This window comes from Aliicoccus persicus (assembly GCF_900110815.1).
In the GTDB taxonomy this organism is placed as follows: Bacteria; Bacillota; Bacilli; order Staphylococcales; family Salinicoccaceae; genus Aliicoccus; species Aliicoccus persicus.
This window is the reverse complement of sequence record NZ_FOIT01000001.1, coordinates 716,094-733,803: the sequence shown is the minus strand read 5'-3', so window position 1 is coordinate 733,803 and position 17,710 is coordinate 716,094. Positions and strand designations below refer to the sequence as shown.

18 protein-coding genes are annotated in these 17,710 nt (G+C 38.4%); 9 read left to right on the top strand and 9 right to left on the bottom strand.

The features are described from left to right. Positions 1 to 50: 50 nt before the first annotated feature. The 3 genes from BMW30_RS10780 to BMW30_RS03525 form a co-directional block, all read right to left on the bottom strand. A complete protein-coding gene (locus tag BMW30_RS10780) occupies positions 51 to 176 on the bottom strand; it encodes a hypothetical protein (protein ID WP_281242133.1) in 126 nt (41 codons plus the stop codon). 513 nt (positions 177 to 689) lie between these two features. After that, positions 690 to 1,631, bottom strand: coding sequence for an agmatinase family protein (locus BMW30_RS03530; protein ID WP_091473937.1), 942 nt, complete (start codon positions 1,629 to 1,631; stop codon positions 690 to 692). A gap of 84 nt (positions 1,632 to 1,715) precedes the next feature. Then, the gene (locus BMW30_RS03525) at positions 1,716 to 2,330 is read right to left on the bottom strand and encodes a thermonuclease family protein (protein ID WP_091473935.1); all 615 of its coding nucleotides are present in this window, start codon (positions 2,328 to 2,330) and stop codon (positions 1,716 to 1,718) included. Positions 2,331 to 2,427: 97 nt separating this feature from the next. On the opposite strand from BMW30_RS03525, the gene BMW30_RS03520 reads away from it, so the two are divergent. From BMW30_RS03520 to BMW30_RS03505, 4 genes are all read left to right on the top strand, one after another. Beyond that, positions 2,428 to 3,387, top strand: a complete 960-nt coding sequence (locus tag BMW30_RS03520) for a LysM peptidoglycan-binding domain-containing protein (RefSeq protein WP_091473933.1) — start codon at positions 2,428 to 2,430, stop codon at positions 3,385 to 3,387. Positions 3,388 to 3,495: 108 nt separating this feature from the next. After that, complete coding sequence (locus BMW30_RS03515; RefSeq protein ID WP_091473932.1) at positions 3,496 to 4,707, top strand: hypothetical protein; 1,212 nt, start codon at positions 3,496 to 3,498, stop codon at positions 4,705 to 4,707. Between the two features lie 109 nt (positions 4,708 to 4,816). Beyond that, positions 4,817 to 5,503 carry a hypothetical protein gene (locus BMW30_RS03510; RefSeq protein WP_091473929.1) on the top strand — a complete coding sequence of 229 codons (687 nt, stop codon included), beginning with the start codon at positions 4,817 to 4,819 and terminating at the stop codon, positions 5,501 to 5,503. Between the two features lie 8 nt (positions 5,504 to 5,511). Continuing rightward, positions 5,512 to 6,210: a hypothetical protein gene (locus tag BMW30_RS03505; protein ID WP_091473928.1), complete on the top strand. Its 699-nt coding sequence runs from the start codon at positions 5,512 to 5,514 to the stop codon at positions 6,208 to 6,210. A 112-nt stretch (positions 6,211 to 6,322) separates the two neighbouring features. On the opposite strand, the gene BMW30_RS03500 is transcribed toward BMW30_RS03505, so the two are convergent. The 5 genes from BMW30_RS03500 to BMW30_RS03480 all read right to left on the bottom strand — a co-directional run bounded on the left by BMW30_RS03500 (position 6,323) and on the right by BMW30_RS03480 (position 10,914). Next, positions 6,323 to 6,925, bottom strand: a complete 603-nt coding sequence (locus BMW30_RS03500) for a DNA-3-methyladenine glycosylase (protein WP_091473926.1) — start codon at positions 6,923 to 6,925, stop codon at positions 6,323 to 6,325. A 15-nt stretch (positions 6,926 to 6,940) separates the two neighbouring features. Further along, a complete protein-coding gene (locus tag BMW30_RS03495) occupies positions 6,941 to 7,258 on the bottom strand; it encodes a hypothetical protein (RefSeq protein WP_091473924.1) in 318 nt (105 codons plus the stop codon). Between the two features lie 23 nt (positions 7,259 to 7,281). Continuing rightward, positions 7,282 to 8,052 (bottom strand): class I SAM-dependent methyltransferase, encoded by a 771-nt coding sequence (locus BMW30_RS03490; RefSeq protein ID WP_091473922.1) that lies wholly within the window; start codon positions 8,050 to 8,052, stop codon positions 7,282 to 7,284. Positions 8,053 to 8,099: 47 nt separating this feature from the next. Continuing rightward, the gene (locus BMW30_RS03485; RefSeq protein WP_377910955.1) at positions 8,100 to 9,887 is read right to left on the bottom strand and encodes a hypothetical protein; all 1,788 of its coding nucleotides are present in this window, start codon (positions 9,885 to 9,887) and stop codon (positions 8,100 to 8,102) included. Positions 9,888 to 9,999: 112 nt separating this feature from the next. Then, positions 10,000 to 10,914, bottom strand: coding sequence for a 1,4-dihydroxy-2-naphthoate polyprenyltransferase (locus BMW30_RS03480; RefSeq protein WP_091473921.1), 915 nt, complete (start codon positions 10,912 to 10,914; stop codon positions 10,000 to 10,002). Positions 10,915 to 11,036: 122 nt separating this feature from the next. On the opposite strand from BMW30_RS03480, the gene BMW30_RS03475 reads away from it, so the two are divergent. From BMW30_RS03475 to menE, 5 genes are read left to right on the top strand one after another with little or no spacing between them, the layout of a single operon-like run. Further along, a complete protein-coding gene (locus tag BMW30_RS03475; protein WP_091473919.1) occupies positions 11,037 to 12,422 on the top strand; it encodes an isochorismate synthase in 1,386 nt (461 codons plus the stop codon). Beyond that, on the top strand, positions 12,397 to 14,073 hold the full coding sequence (gene menD, locus BMW30_RS03470) for a 2-succinyl-5-enolpyruvyl-6-hydroxy-3-cyclohexene-1-carboxylic-acid synthase (protein ID WP_091473917.1): 1,677 nt from the start codon (positions 12,397 to 12,399) through the stop codon (positions 14,071 to 14,073). Before BMW30_RS03475 ends, menD begins: the two co-directional genes overlap by 26 nt. After that, positions 14,060 to 14,851, top strand: a complete 792-nt coding sequence (menH, locus tag BMW30_RS03465; RefSeq protein WP_091473916.1) for a 2-succinyl-6-hydroxy-2,4-cyclohexadiene-1-carboxylate synthase — start codon at positions 14,060 to 14,062, stop codon at positions 14,849 to 14,851. Before menD ends, menH begins: the two co-directional genes overlap by 14 nt. Beyond that, complete coding sequence (menB, locus tag BMW30_RS03460) at positions 14,851 to 15,672, top strand: 1,4-dihydroxy-2-naphthoyl-CoA synthase (RefSeq protein ID WP_180366198.1); 822 nt, start codon at positions 14,851 to 14,853, stop codon at positions 15,670 to 15,672. Before menH ends, menB begins: the two co-directional genes overlap by 1 nt. Positions 15,673 to 15,732: 60 nt before the next feature. Then, positions 15,733 to 17,121, top strand: coding sequence for an o-succinylbenzoate--CoA ligase (gene menE / locus BMW30_RS03455; protein WP_091473912.1), 1,389 nt, complete (start codon positions 15,733 to 15,735; stop codon positions 17,119 to 17,121). Positions 17,122 to 17,450: 329 nt separating this feature from the next. Here menE and yidD read toward each other — a convergent pair whose 3' ends face one another. Further along, a complete protein-coding gene (gene yidD / locus BMW30_RS03450; protein WP_091474033.1) occupies positions 17,451 to 17,693 on the bottom strand; it encodes a membrane protein insertion efficiency factor YidD in 243 nt (80 codons plus the stop codon). Between the last annotated feature and the right edge of the window lie 17 nt (positions 17,694 to 17,710).

Here is a 17,710-nt window from a genome sequence, read left to right as displayed (position 1 = left end):
TTAGTACTAAGACATAAACAAGGAACTGGATGCTAAGTCCAGTTCCTTGTTTAATTTGATATCCATCCACCATCATCAGCAGGTTTACCACTAAAACGACTCACATTGCGATTGCCTTCAACAATAAACCGATAAAGATAGTCGACAGCTTCTTCTTCTGTAAATGCTTGTCTCATAATTTTGACTCCTGTTCTGTGTATAATGGTTGTTTATACTAGAGTGTCTAGAAAAATATCCGTTTCGTGACCTATTGTCTACAAGTAAACATGACAGGTGACGTACTGTCTATAATTTTTTCTAGGGTACTCACCACTGTCCACTTCACAGGGTCCAGTTTAAAGGGTACTTCATGATACATATTGACGAAGTGCTGACAGCGAGCGACTCTCGTTGGCGTGATTCGAGTTCTAACGGACAGCGAGCTTCGCTCGTTGACGTGATTCAAGTTTTAACGGACAGCGAGCACCTCTCGTTGGCGTGATTCGAGTTCTAACCGACAGCGAGCGCCTCTCGTTGGCGTGATTCGAGTTCTAACGGACAGCGAGCACCGCTCGTTGACGTGATTCGAGTTTTAACGGACAGCGAGCACCGCTCGTTGCCATAAAACAAACACAAATACACCAATCCACCCTCATACCATTGTCACATTCTGTACATAATTCTCTGTAACATACTTGTAATATTCAAAATCAGGAGTACAATAAATATTTCGCGTGACCTGCTAATACATATAAAATGGCGTAGCTCGCAAAGTGGGCTGAGTTTTGATTCGCATCCATCATCGGGTACACTTCAACGTAGTCCATACCGACTAAGCCAAGTTTACCAAATTCATGAATCATCGTTAGCAGCTCGTATGATGTTAATCCGTTACCATCAACAGGGCCACCCGGATTAAAAGCAAAGTCCAAGACGTCACTACAAATTGACAGATAAACAACATCGACATCCTTACTTGCCATGTCATAGATTTCTTTTGCATAGGCTCTTAAATCTTTTGTCTCTCTTATATCGTTGATTGTAATTGTGACCGCACCATTTTCCTTCGCATATTTACCTGTTTCGGGCTTATTGCGTGGTCCATGTATTCCTGCATGAATGATTGATTCGTTGCGTACACCTTCTGTCTCATACAAACGCATAAACGGCGTGTTTCTCGCATACGGTTCCCCATCAAAATCTGGCATATTATCATAGTGTGCATCCAGATGAATGATGCCAACTTTTTTACCTTGATCTGCAAGTGCTTTTAAAATTGGATAGGTCACACCGTGTTCACCACCAAGTCCGACTAAAAACTTACCAGTTTTCCATAGCTCGCTCGTAAACTTTTCAATGTTTTTATATGATTCTTCATTGTCATGTGCAACGAATGGTATATCACCAACGTCGCCCATAGTAAGGTGATCTTCAACATTAATATGATCAAGTTCAGGCAAATACGTACTGTTTCTTGCAGAACTTAGTCTAATTTGTTTTGGTCCAAGTTCAGTACCAGTATAATCGCCCCAAGTACTTTCACCTTCAAAAGGTGCGCCATAAAAGATAACGTCAGTGTCATAATCTTTTGTTTTCGTTAAATTTTTAGAGCCAAGTAGGGATGGTGTTTGCCCGTATATATTGTTCTTCATACTTAACTTCCCTTCACATTAGTTTTACATATATAAATATACCCTAACTTTCGAAACCTTATTCAAATGAAAGTTCTCTTTCATCTATTCAGACCAAATACCTAATGTCTTTTCTTTTGCAGTCTCTTCAGCATCGTACATGTCATCGATATATTTTCGATTATCTGTATTTGTATATCTAACAGATGCCAAACCTTCTTCTACAAGTTGGACGTTGAGCAATACATCATCTGCATAAACATATGCGAGATAACGATCATAATTGTCTTGAATTTCGCCAGTATCAAATTCCACAGTAATCGTATCAGCATTATCCAATAGTTCTTCAACACGTTCTAATGACTCAATCGCATATGGGTCGTGATTATTATACTCACGATCAATTTCAGGTGCATCTATAATAATGAATCTAAAACGCTCGGCTTCTCCATTAAAATAAAATTCTGCTGTGTCACCATCAATGTATCGCGAGACTTCAACTTCATAGCGTTCACCAGGAACTATTTCACCGTTTGATATTTCAGTCGTACCCTGAGGCGTTTCTTCATCTTCACCAAAAATTGTTATCAGACCAACGACAATGACAAGAATAATGATAAATGGAATTCCATATTTCTTGTTTGCGATACTTTTTAATTGTCTCTTATTCAGAGGCAATCCATAATTTGATTTTTGATTTCTAATGTTTTTCCTATTCATTTCTTTCTCCTTTTGTAATGATTACATGACTTATTATGCCATTTTTAATTTTACTTTTCGATATTATGAGTGACTTTAAATTTAGGAGGTATTAACAATGTCAGCATTTCTAAAATTAGAACAATTAGTAGATCGTCGTAATTCTCTTGTCACTCATCGATCTTATCGTATTCCGAAACGTAAAACACCAATCGCAAAATTAGAAAGAGGGATACACCATAGTGCGACGCGCGTACATCTTCCAGGAAGCAATCCAGAAGGATTTGCAAACTATCATGTTAATCATTTAAATTGGCCATGTATTGGTTATACATTTACGATTACACCGAGTCGAATTATTAATACATCAAATGGACCTCGTGCAGAAATTAGTTTCAATAGAAATTTAGATGATCTCACATATCATGTCGGCAACAGTAACGATTTTTCACTTGGAATTTGTATCGCAGGTGATTACCGATACGATAAACTCTCAACCGCCGCAATTCTTTCATTTACCGAGTTAAATCAAGCACTTGATCAAGATGGAATCGCAATGGGTATTATGAGAGGTCATAACAAATATCCCGGTTATAATACAACTGCGTGTCCAGTCTATGATCCACAACAAGCGCTGGCAGAAGGGACAAAACTGCTTGGCAAAATCGACGACATTATCTATGAAGTGAAATCAGGAGATACATTATATGGTATTAGTAGGATGTATCATGGTATAACGGCTCAAGAACTGATGGAAATGAACAAAATTAAAGATCCGAGATTACTACAAATTGGAACAGAATTAAAAATTCATCAAACTGAAAATACCTATAAAATTGACAATGGACATTTCAAAAATACATCAGGCAGTAGAATTTATGTAAGATATGATGCACCTTCAATTTATAGTCCAGTGGCAACAATGTTAGATGTAAATGATACAGTTTCTTATGATAGAATATATTATCGAAATGGTTATTTATGGATAAGTCAGATGAATAATAATAGAAGGCGATTTATCCCAATCACAACATACAACAAAGGAAAAGTAGGTCAACTTTGGGGTGAATTTTATTAAATAAGCGCTTACCTTTTTACGGTATGTAATCATAGACCTATGTTATAATTGTGCTAATATGAAGATGAATTATAATAGAGTCATGTAACCGACGACAGGAGGACAGTTATGAAAAAGTTAATTGTAGGAATTCCCACTTCACTTATTCTTATGATGTCATCATGTACAGCAACACTTCAAGAATTCCAAGATAGAAGTAATGGTGATGATACTGAAGAAGTATCTGATAACGATGACAGTACGGAAGAAGTTGTGGAAGATACAGAAGAGGAATCACCAGAAGATGATGATTCAGAGACAGATGAAGACACGTCGTCGAATGACAACGAAAGTGAAGAATCTAATGATGAAGAAGATTCAATCGATGAAGAAGAAGATGAAACTGAAGACGAAGAAACAGAAGACAATGATACAGTAAATGAAGAGCAAGTCATTGATGAGCCACTTACACTAGATGATTTACCAGAAGAAGTAATCCAAGAGTTTGTTCGATTAAATGAACGAACAGAATCATTAGAGAATCGATTGAACAATTTAGAAAGACATTTAAATGAAGCAGAAGATGAGATATCTCGCTTATATGATTCACTTGGAAATCGAGTATCATCATCAAGTGATGATGAAGAAGAAACAGAAGTAGATGAACGTGAAGATGTTGAAGTATTTGATACTTCAGATGGACGTGGGTCTCGTTCAGAACCATTTGATGTAGGTGATACAGTAGCGATTGAAGTATTTGAATATTCAAATGGATTTAATCGTGTATTTGGTACAGCTGAAATTACAATTGATAATATAGTCGTCGGTGAGGAAGCGGATGAAATTTTACAAGAAGAAAGTCGCTTTAATGAAGATGCCCCAGATGGTTATGAATGGGCAGTTATTTCAATGACATTCTATCTTGATTCATTTGAAGATGAGGATATGTCAATCGGTGTAACAGATAGTATCAGTATCGTTTCTGAAAATGGGTCATCTGTACCGAATGAATATGCACTACCACCAAGACCATTGACTTACACTGAAGTGTATTCAGGTGGTGAAGTGAGTGGTAATGTAGCGAAACTTGTGCCTCAAGATGAACCATTCTTAATTTACTTTGACACATTTAAAGCCGAGGATTTATTCTTCTTATATGATGGCGAGAACATTAGTTCACTAGATGAACAAGATTCAGAATCCGAAGAAGAAGTAGATCAAGATGAAAACGAAGAAGAAAATAACGAAACAGAAGAAGACAACAACGAAGAAGACAACGAGGAAGAAGAAAACAGCGAAGAAGACAATTCTGACACAGAAGAAGATTCAGAAGAAGAGTAAAATAATGGATATTTATACCGAGATAATAATTATTATCTCGGTTTTTATGTGCAATTTTTTAAATTTTGTTTTACGATAAACTAAATAATGTGACTAATGGAGGTAAACTATGTTTAGTGGATTATTATCTGCAATGCTCTTAGGAACAACAATGACGTATTTAGATCTAGAGTTAAAAACACCGGAAGAAGAAGAAGAAGAAGATATAAATATATACGCTTACTATAGTGAACTTAATAAGCTTTTTAATCAAAATGATGCTGAGTTACGCTATTTTGAAAATCATCAGCAGGGATTTGGAACATTTGAAACGCCGCTACCTGGGAATGATACTGCGTATCACTTATTCTCTTATACGCCTGAATCATATGATGAATCTGAAGATTTTTATGCTCTAATTTCATTTTATGTCAGTAACGTATTACCTGCTAATGAGAGTTTAGCCATGATAGAAGGTCTAGAAGGCTATGAAGAAGCAAAAGAAGGTTACGAATGGCGTGCCTTTGAAATGAGCATAAGAAATCTAAATTCAACAGATCCAAATATTGGCGTATGGATGAAGCAAGATGATTTCACGATATATGAAGATGAAAATACACCAATCGAGTCGAACACAATTATATTTGATGAATTTAAAACAGATGTAGAACTGTATGAACTAAACCGATATGAAACAATTTTCGCGAAACAGGTACCAATTGATAAGCCATTTTATATTGTTTATGGACATGAAGATAGTGAAGACGAGTATGTAACGTATGTTGAAAATATATCTACAATTGAAAGGGATCAATAGGTGAAGATATGTTTAAAAAATTTATACTTTCATTTTTAATGATGAATTTTCTGATTATTGGATATGTTGAAGTGGATGCCAAAGCAATGATGCATCCAGATGAAGTTTTAGTTCAAATCGGTGAGAGAGTGGAACAAATCTTAGACCAAGAAGAACAGTTGGAAGAATATGATAGAGTTTTAGAGTTCAAAAGCTACGAGAAAGATATTGGTTTACACATAAACCCTGCTGAAGTCGGACAAGAAGTTATTTATCCGGTTAGACTATTAGATGGAGAAGAAGAAATCGAATTGGAAATGAGTGTTACGACAAATTTAATTACAGATGATACAGTGTATGATTACCTTGGAATGAATGAGTTGTTCACAGTAGTAGACAAACAAAATGAATATGAAAAATGGGTGATCATCGATTTTGAAATTAATTTAGAAGATAGTGATGCTGATGTATCACATACAATAAACGCTGATGATTTTGATATTTATTTTATAAATAGACCAGACACACGAAAATTAGAAGATTTTGTCTTTGATGAGGATTTATTCTTTCAGAGTGGGGAAATTACTCCTGGTGACACATTAGAAGGTCAAATCGTAACAATGATTCCTAACTATGAATCAGTTAGAGTAAGGTTTGGTACAGGAGAAGGTAAAACTCATGTTTTCTGGGAATATGAAGGTGAAGTAGACCCAAATGTTGTCTATTAATTATGATTTTAATTCTTTTCAGTGTCGAATATCATAAACATTCAAATAGTCGCTACTTCAAAGCAGTTTTCTGATCTGAAGTAGCGACTTTTAAAATTAAAAAATAGAATGATTACATCCACCCACCATTCTCATGTGCTCTTCCTCTAAATCGACTGACATTCTTATTGCCATCAACGATGAATCGATATAAATAATCAACAGCTTCTTCTTTCGTGTCGATGCCAATTCTCTTCGTTGCAACAATCTTCTGAGGAATCTTTCCTTCTTTTAGATCAATAATTCCACTATTAATTCGAATACCATTATGTGTATCACGCCGAACTCCGAGTGCTTTTGTTAGCTTTCCAGGTCCATCACTAATATGTGTGTCCCTGCCACGTCGCTCGATCATTGTCTGGATATTTTGATGTGGTTCGATTCCTCGAATAAGTACACCTTCAGGAAATTCTGTTTCACGTGTCAATATATTCATGCAATGATGCCCATGCATCGTATAGACATATAGGTGTCCATAAGAATTAAACATCATTTCATTTTTCTTTGTTTTTTTGCCTAAGTATGTGTGAGAGGCTTTATCGTCTAACCCGAGATATGCTTCAACTTCAGTAATATAACCACTTGTTACAATACCATCTACATATGAAATAATTTCTTTTCCGAGTAAATGTTTTGCCGCATCAAGTGTATTGCCAGATAAAAAGCTTAAGTCCATCTCCATCACCTGCAATTAGTGTCGCTTACGTTTTTTTGGAACAACTTTTGTTGTACTTTTTGGTTTCTTCGATATATTTTTAGAATTTTTCATCAGTCTTTGTTCTTCTTCAACTTGAGCTAGACGCTTTTTCTTTTGTCGGCTACCAATTACACGTTCCATAAACTCTCTGATGAGTAATCCAAAAAATACAGCTGCAATCATCATCATCATCGTACCGATATGATCTTCAAAATTTAAATCAGCAATGAGTATAACAGCCATAAATGTCAATAAAACAAAAGCTGAGAATATTATAAAATCTCTTACAAATACTTTTAAAAAGTTAGCCATTAAAATCACCTATTATATTATCGTTAATGAATTTTTATTACACCATAGTGAAACTGACTTGTTTTACGTTTCTGTTGGATAAAACCAAGAGATTTAAACGTATCACTTAAGTAATGATTTTTCATTATAACATATTGTTTTGCAACCCGTTTTGCTTCAGCTATCGTTTCATGATTTAAAGTAGAGTAGTCCGCGATTTTTCTCACATGATTCAAAGGGGTTGTTTCTTTAATATCTGAATCAAACATCGGATCGAAATATACAACGTCAAAAGAGTCATCATCCTGTGCTTTTAAAAAGTCAAATGCATTTTGATGATACGTTTCAATTCTCTTACTTGCTTCTTCTAGAATTGGATTGTCAAATGGATAGTATTTTAAACCTTCACTTGTAATAAGATACATGACAAAATTTGACTCAATCGCAACGACACGACCTGACTCGCCGACTACTTGACTAGCGATTAGACTATCAGCCCCAAGTCCTAATGTACAGTCGAGTAGTGACATACCAGGCTTTAGTTGACTGATTTCGATGAGTGCATCGGTTTCACCATCTACAATGCGTTTTGAACGTATTTGACCGATATTTGGGTGGAAATATATTTCTGCATCTTGTGAATGAAAACGAATATGAGTGCCAGTAACGATAATTACAGGACACTGATATTTCTGGAATAATTGTTTTAGTGTGTTTTTCCCTCTTGGAACATAAGTAAGAGAGTACTTAGAACTTAGTTGTTGTGCTTTATGTAAGATGGATTGATTAGTTTTATACGAAGTTGAAATGATCATAAGTTTCACCCATTAAAAAAGCGCCCCGTAGGGCGCTTAATTTGTTATTACTGAATTCTTAATTCTTCGTCTAACTCATCTGTGTTGTCACTCATTGGGTTAACACGGCTTTGAAGTCTAACTTCTAAAGTTCCGTCAACCGGACCGTAAGCAACAATCGCAGTAACAGTTTCACCTGGAGCTACTTGCTCTTTCGCTGCTTCTAATTCAGCCGCGTAAGAGAAGTCTTCTGGTAAGTCCATAGTATAGTTACCTAATGTTGTTTCTGAAGAATCAGTCAGTTCTCTAACAGCTAGATCTGTACCGAATGCTTCTTGTGGCGCAATTGGAATATCACTTGTGTTCGTGTATTCGAATAATACAAGCGCAACGTTAATTGGCTCTGCACCTTCTTCAGCATCTTCAGCTAAAGGAAGTTGTCCGAAACCGTACTCAAGAACTGTATATTCACCAACATCACCAGTGTAAGTGATTTCTTCGTCAGCATCAGCATCTGAATCCGCATCCGCGTCTGCGTCAGCATCTGAATCATCTGCACCGAGTAAGAAATCAGTTTCATTAACTGGTACGAAAGCTACGCCATCTGCGTCAGCATCCGCATCTGCGTCAGCATCCGCATCCGCGTCAGCGTCGGCATCCGCATCAGCGTCGGCATCTGCATCTGCGTCAGCATCAGCGTCAGCATCGGCATCCGCATCTGCATCAGCATCCGCATCTGCATCAGCATCCGCATCTGCATCAGCATCCGCGTCAGCATCCGCATCCGCGTCAGCATCCGCATCCGCATCTGCATCAGCATCAGCGTCAGCATCCGCGTCAGCATCCGCATCTGCATCTGCATCAGCGTCAGCATCCGCATCTGCATCAGCGTCAGCATCCGCATCAGCGTCCGCATCCGCGTCAGCGTCAGCATCGGCATCCGCATCCGCGTCAGCGTCAGCATCCGCATCAGCATCCGCATCAGCGTCGGCATCTGCATCTGCGTCAGCATCGGCATCAGCATCAGCGTCAGCATCCGCATCAGCGTCAGCATCCGCATCAGCGTCAGCATCGGCATCCGCATCTGCATCCGCATCCGCGTCAGCGTCAGCATCCGCATCAGCATCTGCGTCAGCATCGGCATCTGCATCAGCATCTGCGTCAGCATCCGCGTCGGCATCCGCATCCGCGTCGGCATCCGCATCAGCATCTGCGTCAGCATCAGCATCAGCATCTGCGTCGGCATCAGCATCAGCGTCCGCATCAGCATCTGCGTCAGCATCTGCATCTGCGTCAGCATCCGCATCAGCGTCGGCATCAGCATCCGCGTCAGCATCAGCATCCGCGTCAGCATCAGCATCTGCGTCGGCATCAGCATCAGCATCTGCGTCGGCATCCGCATCCGCGTCGGCATCAGCATCTGCGTCGGCGTCAGCATCCGCGTCGGCATCCGCATCAGCATCTGCGTCAGCATCAGCATCGGCATCAGCGTCGGCATCAGCATCCGCGTCCGCATCAGCATCTGCGTCAGCATCAGCATCGGCATCTGCGTCGGCATCCGCATCCGCGTCGGCATCAGCATCGGCATCCGCGTCTGCATCTGCATCAGCGTCAGCATCCGCGTCAGCATCGGCATCAGCATCCGCGTCGGCATCAGCATCCGCGTCCGCATCAGCATCGCCTTCTACGTCTTCATCAGTTACATCTTCATCTTCTTCTTCATCTTCTACAACTTCTTCTGTATCTGTCTCTTCATCGTCAGATGTATCGTCCGTTGTATCAGCGTCGTCGTTACATGCACCAAGTACTAAAACAGTACTTAACCCACCAGCTAACAAGTATTTCTTAAGACTCATTAAATTTCCCCCCATTTTTTTAAGTCATAGTCAATTATAATTCGTGAAATAGCAATAAGCAAGCATGATACACGAATTTTGAACTAAATCACGCAATGGTAATTTTTCAACTTTAGTAAAATATCGCCTGTAATAATAAACCAATTGTTAAAAGCAATCCTAAAACCGTATTTAATTTACCCATTGACGCCATTGCAGGAATTAGTTCTATAGGTTTATTCCCTTGTTGTAGCAATTTAATCGTTTCAACAGCAATTGGAATAGATAGCAATGGAAGCAGTAGAAAAACGCTGCTGTTTTCGTGGATGGTTCCAATATATAAAATAATCACATAGCCAATAAAAAGTGCTATTGCTGCAGTTAGAATAGCTGTATTCTTACCAACTAGAATAACGTATGTTCTACGTCCACTTCTTTTATCTTTTACACGGTCTCTAATATTATTTGCCATGTTCAACAGTCCAATCGTAATTGCAACAGGTAGAGATAATAGAATGATGAAGCTATTGATCTCACCTAAGTGAATATAGAACGTCAATACAATTAAGATTGTCCCCATGAATAAGCCTGCAAATATTTCACCAAATGGTGTCCAAGAAATTGGGAATGGACCACCAGTATAAAAATAACCGACAGCCATACCAATCAATCCAATAATTAATACGATGATTGATGATTGGAATGTGATGTACAGACCAACCAATGCAGCGATGACATAAAATGCGACTGCGATTGTAAACACTTGACGCGGTGACATTCCGTTTCTAACGATCGCACCTGCAATTCCAACAGACTCCTTGCTATCTAATCCACGCTTGTAGTCAAAATATTCATTGAACATGTTTGTCGCACTTTGAATCAACAACGTAGCAATTAACATGCAAATGAATATATCAAAGCGAAACGTGTCATAGACGAGTGCTGCTGCTGAACCCACTAATATTGGAACAAAGCTGGCAGTTAATGTATGGGGTCGTGTTAGATTGATATACTTTTTAAAACCCGTGAGTGTTTCTGTACCTTGCATTATAAAATCTCCTATCTAAAATTTATCCGCATTAATTCTAGCATAATATATTTTATATATAACACAGTAAACAGGATAAATGATAAAATGAAACTATTAATCGTGTGAAAGAAGTGTATTAGGTGGATATTAAATTTTACCGTGAGGCAATACAGAAAATAAAAATAAATGGTGATAAGAAATATATTTCAATGCATTTTTCATTCGGTGATTCTAATTTAGAACCGACACAAGTGCTACACTATTTTGATGCTCAAAAAGGACAGCGCTATTGGTATCGCTCTAAAAATGCGCCACATACATATAACAAAGTGGGTATCCAATATATAAAGAGCATAAGTCGTTCTAAATTCGATGATGAGCAGTTACAGGAAAACAAAGATAAACTGTTTAATTCAATTCAGCATGTCGATTTTGGAAATGAAAATAAATCGAGTTTAAGCCTTTTTGGTGGCATGAAGTTTGCAGCTGAAGAAACAACGGATGAGTGGAATGATTTTAATGTTGTAAGTTTTCACCTAGCTAAATATCAATTTGATTTTGTCAACAAAGTATTAATTATTACCGATAAAATTAAAAATGTTGATTTAGATAAGATTTTAGATGAAGTGCATGAGATGTCTACAACCATTGCAAAAACGAAAATTGGTGCTGTAACAGTTCCGGAAATTACGCGTTCTAAAGATTTGTTTGTTAAAGGATGGAAGGAACTCGTTAGAGAAACGATAGATAGATTAGATGATGACTTTGTAAAAGTCGTACTGTCTCGCCAGCGTTTGATCATGTTTAAGCAGGAAATCGATACAAATTATATTTTTGAACAACTCGATCATGATACGCAAAACTATACGATATATTTTGAAAATCATGGTGCTATTTTTGTATCGAAAACGCCTGAGCGTTTATACGAAATAAAAGGAAAAACGTTATTTACGAGTGCGATTGCAGGGAGTATAGCAAAAGATACTGATGCTTCACAAGATAAAAAGAATCAAGACATATTACTCCATGACGAAAAAAATAAATACGAGCATCAACTCGTTGCCGATGAAATCGTTCATCATTTAAATGAATTTTCCGATGAAGTGCAGTATAGTGAAATGCCAAAAATTTTAGCAAGTAATTTCATCTATCATCTAGAGACTGATATAGAAGCTAAACTTAAAAAAGATGTTAATATTTTCTCGATTCTAGAGCGATTTCATCCGACACCAGCGACTGGTGGGTTACCGAAGGATGTTGCGATGGAATATATTGTGAAGAAAGAATTTGGTGCACGAGGATTATATGCGGCACCACTTGGACTGATTCATGAGGATAACGATGCAGAATTTGCAGTAGCACTCCGTTCTATGTTCATTAGAGATCGAAGTGCGACATTATATGCGGGTGTTGGGATCGTAAAAGAATCAGAAGTAGAATCTGAGCTTGAAGAAACACATGTAAAATTCAAGCCGATGATGGATTTGTTGGGGGTTAACGATGAACCACAAGACACGGTTGACTGAGCAAGTATTTACAATGATTGATAGTTTATATGAACACGGGGTTGATGAAATTGTCATTAGCCCTGGTTCACGTTCTACGCCGCTTGCAATTGCGGCTGAGTTACATCCAAAATTAAAGACATATATTCATCCAGATGAACGAAGTGCAGCATTTTTTGCACTTGGATTATACAAAGGTTCGAGACGACCGGTTGCAATTATATGTACATCAGGTACAGCTGCTGCCAACTATACGCCAGCGGTAAGTGAAGCGAAGTATGCAAATGTACCGCTAGTCGTCATCACAGCAGACAGGCCAGCTGAACTAAGAAATATTGGTGCGCCTCAGACGATGAATCAGACGCACATGTATCAAAACTTTGTCAATTATTATTATGAACTCAATGTTACGAATCCGGAGTTGAATGATACGAGAGAAGTTGAAGCAGTAATCAATCAAGCATCTCAGTTTCTGAGTGGTTCAGAGCAAGGTCCCGTACATCTAAATGTTCAGATTGATGAGCCATTATTACCTGATTTAAATCGCTTGGATTTGTTTACGCGTTCTACCAAACATTCAGATGTAATAACCGAGCATCGATTAGACGGTAAAATAGAATTGAGTGGCCGCGGTTTGATTTTACTTGGCGCAACAGAAGTGGACTTGAGGGAATCTGTAGAATACTTGTCCACACTTAATGTACCGATTATTGCAGACTCACGACAGTTTGTTCAAAAAAATGAAGATGTCATCACAAATCATGATTTATTATTTAGTTATGTATTAAATCACCGAGAGGACTTACTAGAATCGTTTGACTTCATCATACGTGTTGGTGATCCATTTACTTCTAAATCAACGAATATATTTTTGAAAAAACTACCTGAGTCAACGAAACAACTATATTTCAGTGAATTTAAGGATTTAAAAACATTTCCGACGTTACCAAATGAAAGCTTCGTCGGAATGGTCAATTCCCATTTAAAACAAATTGTGATAGATAATGCTGATCATCATTTTTATGACACAACACACAAAGTGAATGATGCGATAACGAATACGTTGAATCGTCTTGTGACTAACTATAATGATGAAGGTCGTTTTACATTTGAGTTACTCAACATGATTCCAGAAGATCAGGCGATTTTTGTTTCTAATAGTATGCCTGTCCGTGATGTTGAGCGTTACGATACGAAAAATGTGCATGATATTTTTGCGAACCGAGGTGTCAATGGTATAGACGGGGTCACATCAACCGCACTCGGTATGGCTAAGCATCGTAATGTGACTTTAATCATCGGAGATTTAGCGTTTTATCATGATATGAATGGTTTGTTAATTTCTAAACTAGAAGATATCAATATCAACATCATTCTGTTTAACAATAATGGTGGTGGTATTTTCAACTTCTTACCGCAATACAGCGAACCATCCGTTTTTGAACGTTTATTTGGTACGCCAATGAATATGTCGTTTGAACATGCCGCGCAGCTCTACCAGTTTGATTATTCACGTATTAAGGATGTTGATGGGTTGGAACACTTGGATTTATCAAAACCAGGTCGGCTCATCGTTGAAATAATCACAGACCGCACAATGAATCTAGAGTCACATCAGTCACTGAAAGAAAAAATATTTGAAGCGGTGAGTCAGCTTGATGTTGAATTATAAATTTATTGATAACAATTTTGATGAGACTGTCGTCGTTTTGCATGGGTTCCTAGCAGATATGAATAGTTTGAATGACGTTTCACAAGAGCTAAGCAAATCGATGAACGTGCTTGCAATCGATCTGCCAGGTTTTGGTGATAGTGAACTTGAGAGCATTGATGTTTCCTTTTTAGATGTACTCGAACGTGTGAAGGCTGTCATCGACGCTTTAAAGTTAAAGAAACTACATCTTTTCGGCTATTCAATGGGTGGCCGTATCGGAAGTGCACTATTGTGTTACTATCCAACATTATTTAAATCTGCAATATTGGAAAGTACCTCTCTTGGGATTGATGATGAAGAGAAGAAACAAGCGCGCTTTAATATCGATTTAGAACGAGCAACACATATGATGAATGACTTTGATGGATTTTTATCGGAGTGGGAGAAAATGCCGCTGTTTGAGTCTGAAAAACGATTAGATCCATCAACGTATCAATTCCAAAAAGAGAATAGAGCGTCTCAAGATCCAGTGCAAGCCGCACGCAGTTTAATGGTATATGGCACAGGCGTGCAACCATTTTTAGGAGACCTGTTTCTTAAAGTAGACATACCAATTCTTCTAATCGTTGGAGAATCGGATGAAAAGTTTGTTACTATTAACACAGCAATCGATAAAAAACATCCGAGAACATCGCTTGTAATCGTCGATGATGCGGCACATAATGTGCATCTCGAGCAAAAGGAAGCATTTTTATCAGAAGTCAATTTATTTTTACAACAAGTAAAGGAGAATTAATTATGACTAGAGTGTGGGAAACGGTAAAAGAATATAAAGAAATTAAGTATGAGAAATACAATGGAATCGGTAAAGTAACAATAAACCGACCAGAAGTACATAACGCATTCACACCACTTACAGTAAATGAGATGATCGATGCATTTTCACGTGCACGTGATGACCAGGAAGTTTCGGTTATTATTTTAACAGGTGAGGGCGAGAAAGCATTTTGTTCAGGTGGAGACCAAAGCGTGCGTGGACACGGTGGTTATGTTGGAGATGATGATATTCCACGTCTTAATGTCCTTGACTTACAACGCTTGATACGAGTTATTCCAAAACCAGTCATTGCGATGGTTGCAGGGTGGGCAATCGGTGGCGGACAAGTACTCAATGTCGTTTGTGACTTATCAATTGCAGCGGATAATGCAAGATTCGGTCAAACAGGACCAAAAGTTGGTTCATTCGATGCAGGTTACGGTTCAGGTTACTTAGCAAGGATCGTTGGTCACAAAAAAGCACGTGAAATCTGGTACCTGTGCCGTCAATATGATGCGCAAGAAGCACTGGACATGGGCTTAGTGAACACAGTTGTTCCACTTGCTGAACTTGAAGATGAAACAGTGAAGTGGTGTGAAGAGATTATGCAACACTCACCAACAGCATTGAGATTCTTAAAAGCAGCGATGAATGCAGACACAGATGGACTTGCAGGATTACAACAGTTCGCTGGAGACGCAACTTTACTTTATTACACGACAGATGAAGCGAAGGAAGGACGCGACGCATTTAAAGAGAAACGCAAACCTGACTTCGATCAGTTTCCTAAATTCCCATAGAATCAATTGAGAGACTGAGCAATCGGTCTCTTTTTAAATTGAATTTAAGGAGGTGTGTACATGAACACACACTGGTTGATTGAACAATATAATAATAATCCGCATAAAATCGCTATGATATTTAGAGATAAAAATTATACGTTTGAAGCGGTTTATCAGCAATCCATGGCATTGGCCGAGCGCATTAAATCGCTGGAGACGAAACGCATCGGACTCCTTATACATAACAGTAGTGACGCTTACTTTTTAATCAATGCGTGTATGCTCGTGGGTGTTGAAATCGTTATGATTAATAGTCGATTGACACATGACGAAATTACTAAGCAACTTGCAGATGTAGACGTCGATGTGGTCATTGCTACCCAGCCTTTACATAGTGATTCTTTAACTGTTTACTCATATGAATCATTGATGGATATGGATAGTGTATCGTTTGAAGTTGAGTCGTATGATGACGATGATATTTTATCGATTATGTTTACTTCAGGCACGACCGGACGCGCGAAGGCGGTCAAACAAACGTATGGCAATCACTTCGCATCAGATACGAGATGTAGGGCAGGTATGGGGTACTCAGAAGATAGTGTGTGGTTGCTCGTCAATCCAATATTTCATATATCAGGATTGTCAATCGTATTCCGAACATTAATTAATGGGTGCACGCTTGTTATCAATGAGAAATTCAATGAACAGTCAATTATTGATTTGATGAACACGCATGCAGTCACTCATACGAGCTTTGTCCCGATAATGCTTGAACGCTTAATTGATTGTGAATTTGATTGGACTAGGTTGGAAGGTGTACTACTTGGCGGTGCTGGTGTTCGAACACCGCTGTTGAAGCGGGCTTTAGAACAGAATATTCGAGTGTTCAACTCATATGGTATGACAGAAACAATGTCTCAAATGATAATGATTCCATATAACGACTCTAAAATTTTAGACGGTGCAGTCGGAAAGATAATCAATAATGAAATCATACTGAATGAGGATTCGAATGCGCTGGTCAACTTGCCTGTTGTTACGCCGGGGTATTTAAATGCTGAGATTAATACATCAGATGGATATTTTAATACTGGAGATATCGGACATATTGATGATGAAGGGTATTTGTACATTTTAGATCGAAGACAAGACTTAATCATCTCTGGTGGAGAAAATATCTATCCGAGTGAAATAGAAAAGGTTGTACACGGTGTTTTGCCTGATGTTGAATGTGTCGTTGTAAAAAAGGCAGATGATGTGTGGGGTGAAGTGCCAGTATTGATATTAGAATGCGAAGAAGAAGCTAATATTATTTCTCGACTTCAGCTCGTGTTTGATGAGAAGTTATCACGATACAAACATCCGAAAGATGTATTGTTTGTTAGGGAAATCGAACGGACATCTACTGGAAAGATTTCAAGATTGTTGAATAGAGAGAAATTTATAGTTAACAAAGATCTCTGATGTATTTTTGAAGGTGTTTAGTAGTTTTGTGCCCATGAGACTTCCTCACAGACACGCAGATTGGTTTGCGTTCCAATGAGAGTTGCTCATAGACACGCAGATTGGTTTGCGTTCCAATGAGAGTTGCTCACAGACACGCAGATTGATTTGCGTTCCAATGAGACTTGCTCACTGACACGCAGATTGATTTGCGTTTCAATGAAACTAGCTCACTGACACGCAGATTGATTTGCGTTTCAATGAAACTTGCTCACTGACACGCAAATTGATTTGCGTTCCCATGAGACTTGCTCACAGACACGAAAAACCATTTTCCTGCCCGTGAGGGATTATTTGCTCTTCTCAGATTCTTTTTTCTCTTTAAACGGCACAGGATCATAGCCGCCTGGATGGAATGGATGACATTTTAAAATACGTTTCGTTCCGAGATAAGTACCTTTCAATGCGCCATGTTCTTGAATCGCTTCGATTGCATAGTTTGAACAGGTCGGTTCAAAACGGCAAGACGGTGGAAATAAAGGCGATATGAATCTTTGATATAATCGAACAAAGTATATAAATAGTCGTTGCAATGGTTTCACCTCGTTAT